Here is a 17881-nt window from a genome sequence, read left to right as displayed (position 1 = left end):
GGACTCTGTCCCGGGAACGTGAGCGTCTTTTGTTTTGTGGGCGGCCGGTCAGACCACGTGCGGTTCGTGGGCCGCGAGGTAACGCCGCCCGCCGGCCACCACTGCCATGGCGACAATCATCGCCACCGCTCCGGCGAAGAACGGAACCTGCGGCCCGAAGTGCTCACCCAGCTGCGCCGCGGCAAAGGGCGCCAGGGCGCCTCCCATCCAGCGGACGAAGTTGTACCCGGCTGAGGCGACGGGGCGCGGCGAGTCCGAGACGCCCATGGCCAGCTCGGTGTAGATGGTGTTGTTGATGCCCAGCAGCGCTCCCGAGACCACCACGAGCGTAACGACGGCGGGCACCGAATGGCCTGCGGCCAGCCCCAGGCCTGCCATATCCAGCATCAGCAGGAACAACGTGCCGAGGAGCACTTTCGTGGCACCGAAGCGGTTCTGCAGCGCCGGGGCCACGAAGACCGAGAAGACGGCGACGGCGACGCCCCAGCCAAAGAACACCCCGCCAATGCCGTACGCGTCCATGCCCAGGATGAACGGGGTGAAGGCGAGCACGGTGAAAAAGCCGTAGTTGTAGAACAGTCCGCTGGCCGCCGTCGTCCGCAGCCCTTTGTTGCCCAGGGCCCGCAGCGGATCGGCCAGGCTCACCTTCCGGGCCGGCAGCGGGGTTTTCGGAAGCAGCGCGGTGAGCGCGATGAAGGCGGCGGCCATGAGCGCGGCCGTGCCGAAGAACGGGGCGCGCCACTGCCAGCCGCCGAGGAGTGCGCCAAGGAGGGGGCCCAACGAGATGCCCAGGCCAAGGGCGGCCTCATAGAGAATGATCGCTGTGCCGGCACCGCCGCTGGCCACCCCCACAATGACGGCGAGCGCTGTGGCCACGAAAAGTGCGTTACCGAGTCCCCATCCGGCCCGGAATCCGACCAGTTCGCCGACGCTTCCGGACAGACCCGAGAGCGAGGAGAACACCACGATCACGGCCAGTCCGGCCAGCAGGGTGCGCTTGCCGCCGATCCGCGACGAGATGAAGCCGGTGAGGAGCATGGCCACGGCCGTGATCAGGAAATAGCTGGTGAACAGCAGTGAGACCTGGCTGGGGCTGGCGTCCAGGTTCTTGGCGATGGCCGGCAGGATGGGGTCCACCAGGCCGATGCCCATGAAGGCGAACACGGCTGCTAGCGCCGTGGCCCAGACCGCCTTCGGTTGCTTGAGGAATGAGGCCTTCTCTGCCTCGAGGGTGGATTGTGGTGCCGGCAGGGTATCTGCGAGCTGGCCGTCCATGGAGGGATCTCCTAAGTGTCGCTGGATCAGTTTTGGGTGGCTTGTCAGTTTTTCTCGTCAGTTTTGAAGAGTGCTGTTGATCTTTTCGATGACGGGGAGGGCGGCCGCGAGGGCACGCCTGTCATCGTCGGTGAGGGATTCGAGAATGCCGGCCATGACGGCGTTCCGCCGCTGGTTGGCGGATTCGACGGCGTCGCGGCCTTCCGCGGTCAGCACAACGCGGACCGCGCGGGAGTCGTCCGGATCCGCTTCCCGGCGGGCCAGTCCGGCCCGCTCGAGCTTGATGATCTGTTCGGTGGCGCTGGGCACCCTGACGCCCAGGTTCCGGGCGATCTCACCCACCCGGACGCCGTCGTCGAGCAGCATTTTGAGTGTGCTCAGCTGGGCGGCGCTCAGGTCACCGTCCGCGTCGAGGCGGCGGACCAGGTACACGCTGTGCCGCAGGGCCTCGCGGAAGTCCTGCGCAAGCTCCTGCAGCGCCGGGCCATTCTTTGTGTTCATACTTAGGTATCCTAATAGTTAGGTAGCCTAAATACAAGGGCGAAGTTGAACTGAAGATCACGACGGCGGGCAGGGAACCGTCGATTGCAGGGCGGCCCGCACCGATCAGTAATGCCACCCAGGGATGCGTCCTAGTTCGCCTGACGGGTCACGATCGCCTCGGCGTGCTCGGCCACCCAGGCCACCAGCGGCAGCAGCAGGGCGGCCAGTTCGTGCCCGCGGCCAGTCAGGCTGTAGTCCACCCGGGGAGGAATGACCGGTTGGGCGTCGCGGCGGACGAACCCGTCGGCTTCGAGGGTCTTCAGTGTTTGGGCGAGCATCTTCTCGCTGATGCCTTCGGCACGGCGGCGGAGTTCGCTCCAGCGCTGGGGCCCCTCTGACAAAGCCACCAGGAGCAGCACGCCCCACTTGCTGGTGACATGGTCCAGAACGGTCCGGCTGGGGCATCCTGCGGGAAAGATCCCGCCGGCGAAGGGGATCGCGGGGGCCTTGACCGGGGTACTTACCTTCATATCAGTACCTTACCTCAAAGTGCGTACTCTCTTTTGGGAAGCAACCGGGAAGGGTCGGTGTTGGCACCCCTGACAGTCACCTCAGAAAGGACCATCATGACCATCGTTATTACCGGGGCTACCGGCCAGCTCGGCCGCCTTGTTGTCGAAGCACTGCTCAAAGGCGGCCTGCCCGCGGAGCAGATTGTGGCCGCAGGCCGTACCGTGGACAAGATCGCTGACCTCGGCCAGCGCGGCGTCCAGGTCCGCCCCATCGACTACAGCCAGCCCGAGTCGCTGCGGAAGGCGTTCGCCGGTGCGGACAAGGTGCTGCTGATTTCCGGCAGCGAAGTGGGCCAGCGTGTCGAGCAGCACCGGAACGCGATCGAAGCGGCCAAGGAGGCCGGCGTCGGCCTGATCGGTTACACCAGCGTTGCCAATGCGGACACCACCGCCATGAAGCTGGCCGACGAGCACATCGCCACTGAAGCAATCCTGCGGGGCTCCGGCGTGCCTTTCGTCCTGCTCCGCAACGGCTGGTACCTGGAGAACTACACCGGCCAGCTCCCGGTTCAGGTCCGGCATGGCGCCGTGCTCGGCAGCGCCGGCGACGGCCGGGTGAGCGCCGCCGCCCGGGCTGACTACGCCGCGGCGGCCGCGGCTGTGTTGCTCCGCGCTGACCAGGCCGGCAAGGTCTACGAGCTGGGCGGCGACGACGCTTTCACCCTCAGTGAACTGGCGGGTGAAGTCAGCGCAGCGGCCGGCAAGCCCGTGACGTACACGGATCTGCCCGCGGAGCAGTACACCCAGGTCCTCGTGGACGCCGGGCTGCCCGAGCCGTACGCGGCTATCCTCGCGGACAGCGACCTCGGCATCGCCCGCGGCGACCTCCTGGTCACCAGCGGTGACCTCAGTGCCCTGCTCGGACGCCCCACGACGCCGCTGCGCGAGGCCGTCCAGGCTGCCGCAGTGAGTCTCCGGGCGAGCTGACCCGGCACCCAAACCCTTTCAGCCACAACCCTCCAGCAGATCCTGCAGGTTTTCTTCCAACCCTCAATCAGTACCTGCAGGATTCCGGGCGATCCTCACTCACATCCTGCAGGCTTTGGGCCAACGCTCCCCGCACCTGGCGTAAGCAGGCTTCGGCCTGTCCCGGCTTCCAGTGCGCGAGCGTGGCGGTGGAAGCGACAGGACCTGATAGGGCGTGGGGGGAAGAGCCGCAGGAAGTGAGAGAGGATCAGGCCAGAAACCGCAGGATCTGAGAGAGCGTCTGATGTGCTCCGTTAAACGCACGACGCCGGAACTCACCTGGAGTTCCGGCGTCGCCTTTTCGTTACGTTCAGGGCGGCGGGCTAGGCCGGGGCTGCGACGTCCTCCGCCTTGCGCTCCTCGACGAGTCCGCAGACGGCCGCGAAGAGCGGGTGGTCCTGGCCCAGCCCGGTGATGCGCTCCGTGGCAGCGGCAGGCTCTGACGTTGCCAGGATCTGGCCCAGCTCGACGGCCTCGGTGTCCGCGGGATCGTTGAACCGCAGGGCGGCTGCGATCGCCCCGAGCAGGGCCTCGGGGACAATCCCGCGTTCGGCCAGTTCCGCCGCCGGGCCGATGAACCGCTCATGCCGGCTGAGCTTGCGCAGCGGCGCGCGCCCCACCCGGTTCACGGTGTCCGGCAGGTGCGGGTTCGTGAAGCGGCCCAGGATCTTCTGGACGTAGGCCTCCTGCTCGTCGTAGCTGAAGCCGTGCTTGGACACGAGCAGCTGCTTGGTCTCGTCGAGCACGGCGCGCACGTCCGCGGCTACGTCCTCATCCGCCATGGCGTCGGAGATCTTCTCCAGCCCGGCTTCAAAACCGAAATACGCCGCAGAGGCATGCCCCGTGTTCACCGTGAACAGCTTGCGTTCGATGTAGGGGCCTAGCTCGTCAACGAAGGTGGCGCCCGGAATCACCGGGGCGGCACCGCCGAACTGAGTGCGGTCGATGACCCACTCGTAGAACGTCTCCACCGTCACGTCCAGGCCCTGGCCGGGTTCCTGGTTGGGCACGATCCGGTCCACGGCCGTGTTGGCGAACACGGCCGTGTCCTGCAGTGAGCCGGCGGCGTCGTCCCAGGACGAGGCGATGGCGTCGCGCAGGATATCCGTTGCGTTGATGGCGTTCTCACACGCCATCACCTGCAGCGGCGCCAGCTCCGGGGCCCGGGCGGCAATGCCCTTGGCGATGGCGGGGGCCACGAACTTGAGGATGTGCGGCCCCACCGCGGTGGTGACGATGTCCGCCGTCGCGATTTCCTCGATGAGCTGTGCCTCCTGGGTGCCGGAGTTCACCGCCCGGAAGTTGTCCACAGTGCGCACGGCGGGGTGCTCCCCCACCTCGTGCACGCTGTAACTGTCCGCCTCGGCGAGCTGGGAGATCAGCGCATCCGCAACGTCAGCGAACACCACCTCATACCCGGCCTCGTGCAGCAGCAGTCCTACAAAGCCCCGGCCGATGTTGCCGGCCCCAAAATGTACAGCCTTCACTATGCGTTGACCTTTCCGAACAGCTCCAGGACCTCGTCCACAGATGTTGCCGCCTCGAGCTGCGCCACCTGCGCCTTGTTCGTGAACACCTTGGCGATCGAGGACAGGATGTGCAGGTGCTCGTTGTTCACACCGGCCACGCCCACCACGAACTTGACCTGCTTGCCGTTCCAGTCGATGCCCTCGGGGTAGCGGATCACCGAGACGGCCGACTTCCGGATGTGGTCCTTGGCGGCGTTGGTGCCGTGCGGGATGGCCAGGAAGCTGCCCATGTACGTGGAAACGGATTCCTCGCGCTCGTGCATGGCGAGGATGTAGTCGTTGTCCACGGCCCCGCGCGCCAGCAGCAGCTGGCCCGCCTCGTCAATCGCGGCATCCCGGGTGGAGGCGGAGCCGTTAAGGACCACGCTCTCCGGCACCAGAATGTCCGACGGCGCCGCAACAGTTTCTGGGGCAGCGGCAGTCTCGGCTGTGGTGCCGGCCCCGGTGGTCCCGGCCGCGGCCGTGGGCACTCCCGCAGCCGCCCCGGCGGCAGGTGCCCCCGTTCCTTCAGCATTGCTGCGCTCGACCAGCTCCACGATCTCGTCATAGCGGGGGCTGTTCATGAAGTTGTCCACGGAGACGTGCACAGCGCTGGACGTAGCCGGCGTGGCACGCTCGGTCAGGTCCTGGTGCGTGACCACCACGTCGTAGGTGTCAGTGAGGTTCGCGATGGACGCGTTGGTGACGTTGACCTGCGGGAACCCGGCAGCCTTGATCTTGTTGCGCAGCACGGAGGCGCCCATGGCGCTGGAGCCCATGCCGGCGTCGCAAGCGAACACGATGTTCCTGATGGGACCGGTCAGGACGCCCACTCCGCCGGCGGCACCGGCCCCGGTGAGGGTGGAGGCGACGGAACTCTTCTTGCCCTTCATCTCCTCCATGCGGCTGGTGGCCGCACTGAGGTCGTCCTCGTCACTGTGGCGGGTGGTGCGCAGGATCACCGAGGCGACAAGGAAGGAAACCGTTGCAGCGAGCAGCACTGAGAGGATCACGCCGAGGTAACTGTCGCGGGAGGTCTGCGCAAGCACCGCGAAGATTGATCCAGGCGCCGCGGGGGCAACCAGGCCGGCACCGGTGACGGCAAGGGTGGCAATGCCCGTCATGCCGCCGGCGATGGCGGCCAGGATCAGCAGCGGGCGCATGAGGACGTACGGGAAGTAGATCTCGTGGATGCCACCGAGGAACTGGATGATGGCAGCGCCGGGGGCCGAGGCCTTCGCCGCGCCGCGGCCGAAGAACATGTACGCCAGCAGGATGCCCAGGCCGGGGCCCGGGTTGGCCTCGAGCAGGAACAGGATGGACTTGCCCTGCGCCAGCGACTGCTGGACGCCCAGGGGGGTCAGCACGCCGTGGTTGATGGCGTTGTTCAGGAACAGGACCTTGGCCGGTTCGATGAAGATGGAGGTCAGGGGTAGCAGGCCGTTGTTCACCAGGAACTGGACGAAATTACCGGCGGCCGTGCTGAACGCCGTCACCAAAGGCGAGATCCCGTAGAAGCCGAGCAAAGCAAGCAGCGCACCCCAGATGCCGGCCGAGAAGTTGTTCACCAGCATCTCGAAGCCGGGCCGGATCTTGCCGTGCCAGATCGCGTCGAGCTTCTTCATGGTCCAGCCGCCGAGCGGGCCCATGATCATGGCGCCGATGAACATCGGGATGCCCGCGCCCACAATCACGCCCATGGTGCCGATGGCACCCACGACGCCGCCCCGGACGTCGTAGACCATCTTGCCGCCGGTGTAGGCAATAAGGAGCGGCAGCAGGTAGGTGATCATGGGGCCGACGAGGCCCGTGTTCGGCGCACCCGCGGCGTTGGTGCCGAAGCCGCCGAGCTGCGGAACGGGGATCCAGCCCTTCTCAATGAAGAGGGCGGTGATGATGCCCCAGGCGATGAACGCGCCGATGTTGGGCATGATCATGCCGGACAGGAACGTCCCGAATTTCTGGACGTGCACCCGCGCGCTGGTTTTCGGTTTTGCAACTGTCTCTGTTGCCATGTGATTTCCTAACGTGGTCCCTGCGGCACCGCAGGATGGTCCGATAGTTTCGTCTAGCCGGTGGAACTGGTGGAGATCCGGTGGAGCCATTCGAGAAAGAGCTTGAGTTCCGAGCTGGTGAGCTGGTCCGAGTGGGATGCCTGCAGCGCCGCGTTCAGCGCGATGGCAGCCACCACCACCGATGACTTCCCGGAGTCCTCCGTTCCTGCATCCCGCCCCTGGTCCCTGGACACCGCAAAGATCATGGCGTCCCGGGTCATGGTGGACAGCTCAAGGTTCCGCTCGGCAGCCGGTTCGGCGATCAGCATGAGCGTCACGCCCACGTTGGCGGCCAGGATGCTCCTGGCAGCTTCGCGTGGCTGGACGTTCAGCTGGCCGGCCGCCGCGGCCTTGTACAGCATTTCCTCCAGGAGGCCCTCCGCATCGGCAACGATGGCGGGGCGGCTCTCGGGGCGGATGTTACCGAACATGACCAGATACAGTTCGGGCTGATTGAGCCCGAACTGAACGTGGTTGTCCCACATCCGCCGGATGTCCACCAGCGGCTGCCCGGACGGGGCAAAGTCCCGCTCGCCAGCCACGTATTCTTCGAAACCCGCGGCGACAACTGCGTCGAACAGGCCCTCCTTGTCACCGAAGTGGTGATAGAGGGTGGGGGCCGTGACGCCCGCCAGCTGCGTGATCTGGCGGGTGGAAACAGCCGCCCCCGCGGATTTGGCCAGCAATTCGGCTGCCGCACGCAACAGCCTCATTTTGGGCGGAAGCTGGCCATCGAAACTCATAACCGCTACCCTAGCACCTATAGCAACGCTATATGAACTGAATCACATACAATTTTTTCCAGGCACCGCAACCCAACATCGGACGTAGCCGTTCCGAGCTTCCGGGCTCCCGCCCGGGCAGATACCGGCGGGCCTGGCTACCGGCAGAGAACGAGGACCTTCAGTGCAGAACTTCCCAGGAGTAGGCGTCAGCCCCGGCCGCATCATCGGAACCGTCCGGCAGATGCCCAGGCCCATCAGCGAACCTCCGGCCGGCGAGCAGCTGGCTGCCGGGACCACACCCGAAGATGCGACGGCAGCACTGAAAGCCGCAGCGGGTGCGGTCCACGATGAGCTGAAGGCCCGCGCGGACCACGCCACCGGTGACGGCAAGGCCGTCCTGGAAGCCACGGCCCTGATGGCCAAGGACACCATGCTGATCAAGGGTGCCGCTAAGCTGATCGCACGCGGCACTTCGCCGCAGCGGGCCATCTGGGAATCGGGCTCCTCGGTTTCGGAAATGCTGCATAACCTCGGTGGTTACATGGCGGAGCGCGCCACCGACGTCCTGGACGTCCGCTCCCGGATCGTCGCCGAACTCCGCGGCGTGCCCGCCCCGGGCATCCCGTCGTCGAACGAACCGTTCATCCTGGTGGCCGAGGACCTGGCCCCCGCCGACACCGCCACACTGGATCCCAACAAGGTCCTCGCACTGGTGACCGCCGGCGGCGGCCCGCAGTCCCACACCGCGATCATCGCCCGCTCCCTCGGCCTGCCCGCCGTGGTGGCCGCCGTCGGCGTGGACGAACTGCCGGACGGCACCGAGGTGTACGTCGACGGCGCCGCCGGCTCCATCACGGCAAACCCGGACTCGTCGCTGCGCGCCGCGGCCGAGGCCTGGGCCGCCACGGCGTCCCTCCTGGCCGAGTTCAGCGGGACGGGCTCGACGGCGGACGGCCACCTCGTGCCCCTCCTCGCCAACGTGGGCGGGGCCAAGGATGCCCAGGCCGCAGCCAAGCTCGGCGCCCAGGGCGTGGGCCTTTTCCGCACGGAGTTCTGCTTCCTCGAGCGTGACACCGAGCCCACCATCGAGGAACAGGCCGCCGCATACAAGGGCGTATTCGATGCCTTCCCGGGCAAGAAGGTGGTGCTCCGCACCCTGGATGCCGGGGCGGACAAGCCCCTTCCGTTCCTTACCGACTCCACCGAACCCAACCCGGCCCTGGGCGTGCGCGGCTACCGCACGGACTTCACCACGCCCGGCGTCCTGGACCGGCAGCTGGAAGCAATCGCAAAAGCCGAAAAGGAGTCGGAGGCCGACGTCTGGGTCATGGCCCCGATGATTTCGACGGCCGAGGAAGCCGCACGTTTCGCCACCATGTGTGCCGAGGCAGGCATCAAGACGCCGGGTGTGATGGTGGAGGTTCCGTCCGCCGCGCTCACCGCCGACACCATCCTGCGCGAAGTGCAGTTCGCAAGCCTGGGTACCAACGACCTCACCCAGTACGCCATGGCGGCCGACCGCCAGCTGGGTCCCCTCGCCGGACTGAACACGCCCTGGCAGCCGGCCGTGCTGCGCCTCGTGGGCCTGACCGTTGAGGGTTCCAGGGCAGAAGGACACAACAAGCCGGTGGGCGTCTGCGGCGAGGCCGCGGCGGACCCCGCCCTCGCCGTCGTACTGACCGGACTGGGCGTCACCACACTGTCCATGACCGCCCGCTCACTGGCGGCGGTGGCCGCCGTACTGAAGACCGTCACCCTGGCGGAGGCGCAGGAGCTGGGCAAGCTGGCACTGTCAGCGCCCAGCGCCGTGGAAGCCCGGGCATGGGTCCGCGAAAAGCTGCCCGTCCTGGAGGAGCTCGGCCTGTAGCTCCGCTGGCCTGGAAACGGGTCCGCCAGCCTCAAACAGGCAGGCGCCCGGAGTTCCGGGCGCCTGCCTGTTTTGCAGGATCCGGCATATTGGATTCAGGCCGTGGAGCCGCCGGCTGCCGCGGACCCCTCGGCCGCGGCGCCTGCCCAGTGCCGGATGGCCCGCGCGACTTCCCCGGTGCCGGTGTCCTGAACCACATGCCCGCGCCTGGGTACCTCGGCAAAGTCCCCGTCCGCTGCCTGCGCTGCGAGATATTCACACCACGGCCGGCGTGCGATCGGGTCCCTTCCGCCGCGGAGCACCAGTACCGGCCGTGCCACGCCCCGAATCCTGTCCTCCAGCGGATACTCGAGCATCACGGGCAGTTCGGTGAGATACCACCGAAGGCCGGTCCGGAAATAGTCGGTGAAGACCGTGGCGTTGGTGGACGGCGGCTCGCTGAACAGCGAATCCCGTGTCAGCGCGAGCGCATGCCAGGCCGCGCTCCTTCGCGCAGAGTCCACCACCGGGCCCATGAGAACTGTCCTGGTCACCAGCCCGGGCGCCTGCAGCGCCAGCTCCACCGCGAACTGCGCTCCCATGGAGTGGCCGATCACGATGCAGGACTCCACGCCGCGCCCGGCCAGGACGGCCGCTACGAAGGCTGCGTATTCGCCTACCGTCACCTGCCGGCCGGGGCGCGGCGTGCCCCCGAAGCCCGGCAGGTCGAAGGAATAAACGACGGCGTGGCCCCCTGCGGGCTGGTTCTGCCCTTTCGGGCCCTGGGCCAGTTCGACGTGCAGCCGGGCGAGGTAGCGGTGCGAGACGCCGATGCCGTGCAGCAGCACATAGACCGGCTGGCCCGCAGCCGACGGCGCGTTCGACGCGTACACGCGGCCCGTCAGGCCGTTCGCGGTTACTGCAACTCCATCGGCAAGTCTCATCCGCCGAGCATACCCGGCCCACCGATCCGCAGCGGCTAGGCTTCTGCCATGGCACTGATTGCTCCCCGGGTGGCACCCGCCCTTCCTGCCGATGACGCGCTGGCGCTGCAGCGCGCACTCGACGGCGGCACCGACATCACCGTGTTCGTGGACGGCACCGTCCACCGGCTCCCGCCCGTGGCGAGGGACGCCGTCGTCGACCTCCTGGCCAGGTTCAGCCGCGGCGAAGCGGTGACCGTGAGCAGCGTGGAGGAAATGCTCACCACCTCGCAGGCGGCCGAACTGGCCGGCATCTCCCACACGTACCTGCGGAACATGACCGACCGGGGCGAGATCCCCGTCGAGTACCGCGGCACGCACCGCCGCATCAGGCTCGCCGCCGTCATGGCCTGGCTTGAGGGACAGAAGAAAGAGCAGGCGGCCGCGGAGGCAGGGGACGCTTCCGAGCGCGCGACTTCCGACGGCGCGAGCGGAAACTAGCGCCCGGCCCAGGACGGCAGTGGTCTGGAACCGTAAACGTGCAAAGATTGAAGGTAATCGGAATAGCGCCTCCGGCGGCCACCCGCGCCCTTCAGCTCCGCGAGCCGGTGGTGGTCCTGCTTGGACCCAACGGCCGCGTCATTGCGTCGAACAACGCCCGCATCGCCACAGGAACCCTGTTCCTGGAAGAGGACATGGCACGGGCTGACATCTCAGTCGACGTTTCGCCCGCCAACCCGGCGCGCCTGCCCTGGAAGCTGATCACCCTCCGGGATTAGGCTGCGTACGCCGTCCGGCATAGTGCCGGGCAGGTTCTCGTTGCGCGGGGCTGCAACCCGCCGCCGTGAACGCAAAAATGACGGGGTGATAAGGATCCAGCAACGATCGCCCGGAACCAGGGTTTCGGGCTGGCCCGCAGGGTTACTCTTTATTCGTGGTGAGATTCAGGGGGTTGCACATCGTGGCGGGCATCGTCGCAATGGGTGTGGCGGCTGCCCTGGGAATCATCATGGGCCTGAACGACACCGCCGTTTTTACGTCCAGCTGCGCGGCTTACGTGGCAGTATCCCTGTGGATCCAGAGCCGCGTCGCCAAGTTCCGCACCCAGCTCCAAGGACTGCCGCAGCACCTTCCCGACGCCGTCGCGCTGGAACGGGCCGCGGAGCGGCCTGCCGAGCGGGCCGCCGAGCAACTGCCCAGCGGCGAAGGAAACGCCGCCTAGCCGTGTGCTAGATGCGTGGCCTTGACGCCCATCGCCGCGCCTTCAGGGCGGCGTGCAGCTCCAGCCGGACCATCCCCTTGAGTGGATCCACGCCCAGCAGCTGCCGGATGCGGCCCAGCCGGTTGTAGATGCTGCTGCGGTGCAGATGCAGTTTTTCGGCAACGTCCTGGACCGAACCGTCGTTGTCGTAAAGCAATTCCAGCACGGGCAGCAGCTCCCCGTTCCGGTCATGGTCCTCGAGGGCCTGGAAATTCACCGAACCGGCGTCGCTCCATACCCCAGCCCCGCCGCCTGCCGAGGCCAGCAGCTGGTACACCCCTGTGGCCCGGCAGTCCACAAGCTCGCCAAGCCGCGGATCAACCGCGGCGGCCAGCGCAGCAACCTTGGACTGCCGGTAAGCCTCGGCCAGATCCTTGACGCGGCTGAATCCCTCACTGGTTCCCAGAATAATCCGCTCCACAGACCTGCCGGAACGCTTGGCAAGTTCCAACTGGTAGTGCACCAGCACCTGCGCCTGGCTGGCGCGCCCCGTGGATTCCCGGAAGAGGACCACCGAGTGGGTTTCCGCGCCCGCGCTGAACAGGACAGCGTCCACGCCGATGGTGGCCTGCAGTGCCGCGGCCCGGTGGATGAGGGTGGAAGCGATGGGATCCGGACCGGCCATCCAGCCGTCCGCGTCGAGGACCGTCACCAGCTGCCAGGGCCCGCGGTCCTGTATCTCCTTCCAGCCCGCCACCGCAGCAACGGCATTGGCTTCCCCGGCACAGGCGGCCAGGAACTCGCGTTCACGGCCGCGCCGGAACTCTGACTCCGCGGTGTTGGAATCCAGCAGCAGTCCGGACAGTACATCCAGCTCGTCCCGGACGTCGGGCAGCTCGGCAAGGATCGCCGTCGCACTGTGCTCCTCCAGGTCCAGCTGCACCCACAGGTAACCCACCCGGAACCCGCGGACCAGCAGGGGGACGCAGACGCGCCCGAGCATTCCCAGCTCCTCATTGGCGGGCACCACCACGGGCCGCACCGCGGTGGCGATGCCGTGCGAGAGCTGCCAGTTCTTGACGTCCAACGGTACTCGCTTGCTCAGCAGGAAGTTCACCCGCACCCGGTCCGCATGCGACTGGTTGGAGCTGTAGGCAAGCAAAAGGCCATCGAGGTCCTCCAGGGAAAGCCCGCGGCCCAGCTTGAGGGCCACCCGCTCCACGAGCTGTTCCACGTCCTGCTGCATGCTGCCAGACTACGTCCCCGAGGGCGCCTTGGGCGAACGGACATCAGGCGACACCTGACGCCCCGGCGGTCGACATTAGTCGAGTAGGAGTGTTGAAAAACCCCGCAAAGACGGGGTTTTCACCTTGGACCGGCAGCCCTCTCATGTAGTGGGCCTCACAGCCGGATCTATTCTGGAAACACAACTTCCACCACACATTCCGGCCCTGCGGCCATCGAATCTGGAGCCCAAAAAATGATCATCGGTATCCCCAAAGAGATCAAGAACAACGAATTCCGCGTCGCCATCACGGCTGCCGGCGTTCACGAATTTCGCACCAACGGCCACTCGGTCCTGGTCGAGCGCGGAGCGGGCCTGGGCTCCGGCATCACCGATGAGGAATACGCCATCGCGGGCGCCGAAATCGTCGCCGACGCCGACGAGGTCTGGTCCCGCGCGGACATGGTCATGAAGGTCAAGGAACCCATCAAGGCCGAGTACCACCGCTTCCGCCAGGGCCTGATCCTCTTCACCTACCTGCACCTGGCCGCCGAGCCCGAGCTGACCCAGGAGCTCATCAACTCTGGCGTCACCGCCATCGCCTACGAGACCGTCCAGGAAGGCCGCACCCTGCCCCTGCTCGCACCCATGTCCGAGGTGGCCGGCCGGCTCTCCGTCCAGGTCGGCGCGACGTCCCTGATGGCACCCGCCGGCGGCAAGGGCGTGCTGCTCGGCGGCGTTCCCGGCGTCCGCCCCGCCAAGGTCGTCGTCCTCGGCGCAGGCGTCGCGGGCACCAACGCCGCCGCCATGGCCCTGGGCCTCGGCGCCGACGTCACCATCCTGGACATCAACATCAACCGGCTGCGCGAGCTCGACGCCCAGTACCAGGGCCGGCTCAAAACCGTCGCATCCAACAAGTACGAGATCGAGAAATCAGTTATCGATGCAGATCTCGTCATCGGCTCCGTCCTGATCCCCGGCGCCAAGGCCCCCAAGCTGGTGACCAACGAACTCGTGGCCCGGATGAAGCCCGGCTCCGTGCTCGTGGACATCGCCGTGGACCAGGGTGGCTGCTTCGAGGACACGCACCCCACCACGCACCAGGAGCCCACGTACAAGGTCCACAACACGATCTTCTATTGCGTGGCCAACATGCCCGGCGCCGTCCCGAACACCTCCACCTACGCGCTGACCAACGTCACGCTCCGCTACGGCGTCGCCCTGGCAAACCTCGGCGTCAAGGCCGCCTTCGAGAAGGACCCGGCACTCGCCGCCGGCCTGAACATCGCCGCAGGTCACGTGGCGCACAACTCCGTGTCCGAAGCACACGGCCTTCCGCTCGTGGCGGACTGGCACGAGCTGGTCTCGGCGTAAGCTAGCTCGCCGTCCTGGACGGCAGTCATCCTCCGCGTGTTTGGGCCCACGCTTCCGGATGGCTGCCGTTCAGACGTTAAACCTGCGTCCTCGCGAGCTCGCGGGCCTGCTCGATGAGCCTCAGCACCTCCACGGGGCCTGCCGGGTCTACCGGCACGGGCAGGGACGAGGCGGTGCCGCCGTCGGAGATTTTGGCGGCTAGGATCCGGTAAAACTCCGGGTAGTTTCCGCGTTCGGTCGGGAGCCGGTCCAGGTGACCGTCACGGCCCAGCTGCCCGGCCCATTCGGCGGCTTCCACACCGTACTCGGCATCCAGCGGGCTCCCGCCGGCGACGATGTAGGGCTCCTGCGGGTCCACGCCGTGCTTGGTGTAGCCGCCGCCGGAGCCGAGAACGCGGTAGCGCGGACCCTGCTGGGCGCAGAGCATGTTCATCCAGTGGTGGCTCAGCACGCCGTTCCCGTGCCGCACGGCCACGAAGCAGTCATCATCGGTCTTCTCCCCTGGGCGCCGGGCCTGGAGCTCGGCATGGACCACTGTTCCCGGGCCGAAGAGCTGCAGCGCCTGGTCCAGCAGATGGGTGCCGAGGTCGAACAGGACACCGCCGCCGTCAGCCACCGTAGCCTCCGCCTTCCAGGCCTTGGAAACCTCGGGCGACCACCTCTCGAAGCGAGACTCGAACCGCGTGACGTCACCCAGCGAGCCGCTCTTCAGGAGGGCCTTGACCGTGAGATAGTCGCCGTCCCAGCGCCGGTTCTGGAACACCGTCAGCACCCGCCCCAGTCGCTTTGCCAGCGCGATCAGCTCTTGCCCCTGGGCCCTCGCCACGGCGAACGGCTTGTCGACGACCACATCGAGCCCTGCCTCGAGAGCGGCCTTCGCTAGCGGGTAGTGGGTGGCCGGCGGGGTCCCCAGCACCACGAGGTCAAGGTCAGGGGCCAGCGCAAGGACGGCATCGCCGTCGGGCACTGTTTTCACGCCGGGGTATTGCCCGGCGGCGGCCGCCTGGCGGCCGGGATCAGAGGTGGCGATTACCTCCAGCGAGTAGCTGGGGTCCGCGGCGATCAGCGGCGCATGGAAAACCCGGCCCGAGAGGCCAAAGCCCACCACGGCGGTCCGGATGGGAGTGGAGGGCGTGGAGGAATCGGTGCTCATGGTGCCACGCTACCTCCTGGGCCGGAACTCCGGCTCGCAAGCTTCCGCGTCAGCCGGCCGGGCTCAACCGACGGACGATTGGTCCTCCGCCCTTCCAGCGACGCGGATGATCAGCTCCCGCCAGGACTCCCCCAGCCGCTCGGGCGAAACGTGCTGCACGCGGACGGCATGCAGCAGCCGTTCGGGATCGAGTGTCGCGCTGAGGGACATGGCCATCAGCCACGGGTCCGCGTCGAAGCCCGCCGAGCGCAGCAGGTGCTCCAGGTGCCGGTGCCACAGCACCGCCGCGGGGGCCTCGAACCTGTTGTGCAGGGACGCTTCGGCCGCCCTCGCGAGCTCTCCGTATTCCATGACATACCGGATGCGTTCGGTGCCGAAGGCGATCAGCCGTTCCACGGGCGGCGCCCCTGGGCCAAGCGGCGGCGGCCCGAACATGAACCGGCCCTGGAATTCGGCCTCGGCATCGCTGAGCAGGGTCATCATGAGGCCTGCGCGGCTGCCGAAACGGCGGAACACGGTGCCCTTGCCCACGCCTGCCCGCTCCGCCAGCTTGTCCATGGTCACGCCGTCGGCGCCGCACTCCTCCACAAGCTGCCGCGCAGCGCAAAGGAGCAGCTCCCGGTTCCTGGCAGCATCGCTGCGTTCCGCTCCGGAACCGGGCGATGACCCGGAGCGAATTGGGATGAGGCTCACACAAAGCATTCTAGACCCGGGAATAATATCCGGACCGCAGTCCGTTTAGTCTTGGTGAAGGCACCAAACGCCTCCAGAACCATCCGCCGGCGGAACGTTCCGCGGCAAGACCCAAGGAGTTCACATGTCCAAGAGCACCGTACTCGCCCTCGTGGGAAGCCTGCGCGCCGACTCCCACAACCGCAAGCTTGCCGAAGCCATCCAGCTGAACGCCCCGGAAGGCCTCGAGATCGTGATCCACGAGAGCCTGGGCAACATTCCCTTCTACAACGAGGACATCGACGTCGAGGGCCAGGTCCCGGCAGCCGCCGCGGCCCTGCGCGAGGCAGCAGGCCAGGCCGACGCGCTGCTGCTGGTCACCCCGGAGCACAACGGAACCATGCCCGCCTCGCTGAAGAACGCCATCGACTGGCTGTCCCGCCCCTACGGCGCCGGTGCCCTCACCGGCAAGCCCGCCGCCGTCGTCGGCACCGCTTTCGGCCAGTTCGGCGGCGTCTGGGCGCAGGACGAGGCCCGCAAGGCTGTGGGCATCGCCGGCGCCCGTGTCCTGGAGGACGCGAAGCTCGCCGTCCCCGGCTCCATGGTCCGCTTCGCGGAAACCCACCCGAAGGACGACGCCGAGGTTGTCGAGCAGATCAAGGGCCTCTTCGTCGCCCTGGCCGCCGTGGAGCCTGCCGGCGCAGCTGCCTGATCCGGACCTCCCCCCGCACGCCCCCAACGCTCACGGCGGCCGGGGGCGTGCGCCTTCTCCACCCCTGGCGGGTGGCGGGACGGCCGGAGCCTGCTGCAACCAATCCGTGACTGAGCTGCGGCCAAACTGACACCCGGGCGCCGTTCCCCGGCCCGCCGCCCCGCCGTAACGTTGATGTACGGGACGTGCCGGGGCAGGGAGTGCGGTGCAGTCATGAAGTCGAGCTGGGGAGTCGGACCGCTGACGACGGCGGTGGCCGCCTTCTGCCTGACGCTTCCCTTGTGGCTCGGCTCCTGCGCGCCCCTCCCGCAGGGTGCGTACGACGCCGGACCCGCCCCTGCGGCGGCCCCCGAGCCGCGCCCGGCGCCTCCCGTGAGTCCGCCCGAGGACGCCGGCGCCCCCACCGCCTCCGGGACCGGGTTGGGAAACTCCGGCCAGGGCGCCACAGGCGCGGGAACAGCGGCCGGGGTTGCCGGGCCCGTTCCTGCGAGCGCCTCAGCTCCTCCGTCCGCGGGCTGGAACCCCGGCACCGGTAACGGCGGACCAGCTGCCAGCGGATCAGGGCCTAGTGGACTTCCGTCCGGCGGTCCTGGCGCGGACACGCAGGCACAGCTGCCGGGCATATCCGGACAGCAACCCGCACCCGATTCGGGAACCGTTGTTCCGGGAGCCGCAGCCGGTGCGGCCTCCCCGGGCCCCACAACGGGTTCCACAGTGCCGGGCTCCACGTCGCCGGGGACCGGCACAGGCGAAGCCGCAGGCACCGGCACCGCGGTTTACTACGTTGCGCTCGACGACGGCGGCCGGTCCGGCGTGCGCTTCGGCTGCAACGACAGCCTGGTTGCCGTGCACAACGCCGACTCCTCCATCAGCGAGCCGCTGCAGGCCGCCATGAGCAGGCTGCTGTCCGGTCCGGGCGCACCGCCTGCAAGCGGCCTGTACAACGCGCTGGCAGCATCCTCGCTCCAGTACGTGTCCGGTTACCTCGACGGCACCACCGTGGTGGTGGACCTGACCGGTGCGGTGCAGCCCGGCGGCGTCTGCGATCTTCCGCGGATCGAAGCGCAGCTCACCCACACAGCCGTCACGGCCGTGGGTGCCGTGCGGGCGGAAATCTACGTCAGCGGCGTACCGCTGGAGGAAGTTCTGGGCCTGCGCTGAACCGCACTTATCCGTCTCCTCACGGGTGGCC

At 67.6% G+C, this 17881-nt stretch carries 18 protein-coding genes; 8 read left to right on the top strand and 10 right to left on the bottom strand.

Annotation, left to right across the window (positions count from 1 at the left end; translation table 11 throughout):
- Window positions 1–48: 48 nt before the first annotated feature.
- From AC1DFE_RS03690 to AC1DFE_RS03680, 3 genes are all read right to left on the bottom strand, one after another.
- The gene (locus tag AC1DFE_RS03690; RefSeq protein WP_476904554.1) at window positions 49–1275 is read right to left on the bottom strand and encodes an MFS transporter; all 1227 of its coding nucleotides are present in this window, start codon (window positions 1273–1275) and stop codon (window positions 49–51) included.
- Between the two features lie 57 nt (window positions 1276–1332).
- Window positions 1333–1776, bottom strand: coding sequence for a MarR family winged helix-turn-helix transcriptional regulator (locus AC1DFE_RS03685; RefSeq protein WP_476904553.1), 444 nt, complete (start codon window positions 1774–1776; stop codon window positions 1333–1335).
- Between the two features lie 131 nt (window positions 1777–1907).
- Complete coding sequence (locus AC1DFE_RS03680) at window positions 1908–2288, bottom strand: winged helix-turn-helix transcriptional regulator (RefSeq protein ID WP_476904552.1); 381 nt, start codon at window positions 2286–2288, stop codon at window positions 1908–1910.
- Between the two features lie 96 nt (window positions 2289–2384).
- On the opposite strand from AC1DFE_RS03680, the gene AC1DFE_RS03675 reads away from it, so the two are divergent.
- Window positions 2385–3257 carry an SDR family oxidoreductase gene (locus AC1DFE_RS03675; protein ID WP_476904551.1) on the top strand — a complete coding sequence of 291 codons (873 nt, stop codon included), beginning with the start codon at window positions 2385–2387 and terminating at the stop codon, window positions 3255–3257.
- 362 nt (window positions 3258–3619) lie between these two features.
- Here the strand turns inward: AC1DFE_RS03675 and AC1DFE_RS03670 are convergent, their stop codons facing one another.
- From AC1DFE_RS03670 to AC1DFE_RS03660, 3 genes are read right to left on the bottom strand one after another with little or no spacing between them, the layout of a single operon-like run.
- Window positions 3620–4783 (bottom strand): mannitol-1-phosphate 5-dehydrogenase, encoded by a 1164-nt coding sequence (locus AC1DFE_RS03670; protein ID WP_476904550.1) that lies wholly within the window; start codon window positions 4781–4783, stop codon window positions 3620–3622.
- The gene (locus tag AC1DFE_RS03665) at window positions 4783–6819 is read right to left on the bottom strand and encodes a PTS mannitol transporter subunit IICBA (protein ID WP_476904549.1); all 2037 of its coding nucleotides are present in this window, start codon (window positions 6817–6819) and stop codon (window positions 4783–4785) included. Before AC1DFE_RS03665 ends, AC1DFE_RS03670 begins: the two co-directional genes overlap by 1 nt.
- 53 nt (window positions 6820–6872) lie before the next feature.
- Complete coding sequence (locus AC1DFE_RS03660) at window positions 6873–7601, bottom strand: TetR/AcrR family transcriptional regulator (protein WP_476904548.1); 729 nt, start codon at window positions 7599–7601, stop codon at window positions 6873–6875.
- Window positions 7602–7764: 163 nt separating this feature from the next.
- Between AC1DFE_RS03660 and ptsP the strand changes: the two genes are divergently transcribed.
- Window positions 7765–9450: a phosphoenolpyruvate--protein phosphotransferase gene (ptsP, locus tag AC1DFE_RS03655; RefSeq protein ID WP_476904547.1), complete on the top strand. Its 1686-nt coding sequence runs from the start codon at window positions 7765–7767 to the stop codon at window positions 9448–9450.
- A gap of 95 nt (window positions 9451–9545) precedes the next feature.
- Here the strand turns inward: ptsP and AC1DFE_RS03650 are convergent, their stop codons facing one another.
- Window positions 9546–10373: an alpha/beta fold hydrolase gene (locus AC1DFE_RS03650; RefSeq protein WP_476904546.1), complete on the bottom strand. Its 828-nt coding sequence runs from the start codon at window positions 10371–10373 to the stop codon at window positions 9546–9548.
- Window positions 10374–10421: 48 nt separating this feature from the next.
- Here AC1DFE_RS03650 and AC1DFE_RS03645 point away from each other — a divergent pair, with 48 nt between their 5' ends.
- The 3 genes from AC1DFE_RS03645 (at window position 10422) to AC1DFE_RS03635 (ending at window position 11574) form a co-directional block, all read left to right on the top strand.
- Window positions 10422–10853, top strand: a complete 432-nt coding sequence (locus tag AC1DFE_RS03645; protein ID WP_476904545.1) for a helix-turn-helix domain-containing protein — start codon at window positions 10422–10424, stop codon at window positions 10851–10853.
- Between the two features lie 47 nt (window positions 10854–10900).
- Window positions 10901–11131: a hypothetical protein gene (locus tag AC1DFE_RS03640; protein ID WP_476904544.1), complete on the top strand. Its 231-nt coding sequence runs from the start codon at window positions 10901–10903 to the stop codon at window positions 11129–11131.
- Between the two features lie 182 nt (window positions 11132–11313).
- Complete coding sequence (locus tag AC1DFE_RS03635; protein ID WP_476904543.1) at window positions 11314–11574, top strand: hypothetical protein; 261 nt, start codon at window positions 11314–11316, stop codon at window positions 11572–11574.
- A gap of 7 nt (window positions 11575–11581) precedes the next feature.
- Here AC1DFE_RS03635 and AC1DFE_RS03630 read toward each other — a convergent pair whose 3' ends face one another.
- A complete protein-coding gene (locus tag AC1DFE_RS03630; protein ID WP_476904542.1) occupies window positions 11582–12799 on the bottom strand; it encodes a PucR family transcriptional regulator in 1218 nt (405 codons plus the stop codon).
- A gap of 234 nt (window positions 12800–13033) precedes the next feature.
- Between AC1DFE_RS03630 and ald the strand changes: the two genes are divergently transcribed.
- Window positions 13034–14152: an alanine dehydrogenase gene (ald, locus tag AC1DFE_RS03625; protein ID WP_476904541.1), complete on the top strand. Its 1119-nt coding sequence runs from the start codon at window positions 13034–13036 to the stop codon at window positions 14150–14152.
- Between the two features lie 76 nt (window positions 14153–14228).
- On the opposite strand, the gene AC1DFE_RS03620 is transcribed toward ald, so the two are convergent.
- Window positions 14229–15305 (bottom strand): Gfo/Idh/MocA family protein, encoded by a 1077-nt coding sequence (locus AC1DFE_RS03620; protein WP_476904540.1) that lies wholly within the window; start codon window positions 15303–15305, stop codon window positions 14229–14231.
- 63 nt (window positions 15306–15368) lie between these two features.
- On the bottom strand, window positions 15369–15998 hold the full coding sequence (locus AC1DFE_RS03615) for a TetR/AcrR family transcriptional regulator (RefSeq protein WP_476904539.1): 630 nt from the start codon (window positions 15996–15998) through the stop codon (window positions 15369–15371).
- A gap of 124 nt (window positions 15999–16122) precedes the next feature.
- On the opposite strand from AC1DFE_RS03615, the gene AC1DFE_RS03610 reads away from it, so the two are divergent.
- Window positions 16123–16689 (top strand): NAD(P)H-dependent oxidoreductase, encoded by a 567-nt coding sequence (locus AC1DFE_RS03610; protein WP_476904538.1) that lies wholly within the window; start codon window positions 16123–16125, stop codon window positions 16687–16689.
- 213 nt (window positions 16690–16902) lie between these two features.
- Entirely contained in the window at window positions 16903–17850 is a 948-nt protein-coding gene (locus tag AC1DFE_RS03605) for a GerMN domain-containing protein (protein ID WP_476904537.1), read from the top strand.
- Window positions 17851–17881: the final 31 nt, after the last annotated feature.

It is taken from the genome of Arthrobacter sp. 05T423 (assembly GCF_056396245.1).
Note: the sequence above shows the minus strand (reverse complement) of the source record. Positions and strands in the feature narration are given on the sequence as shown.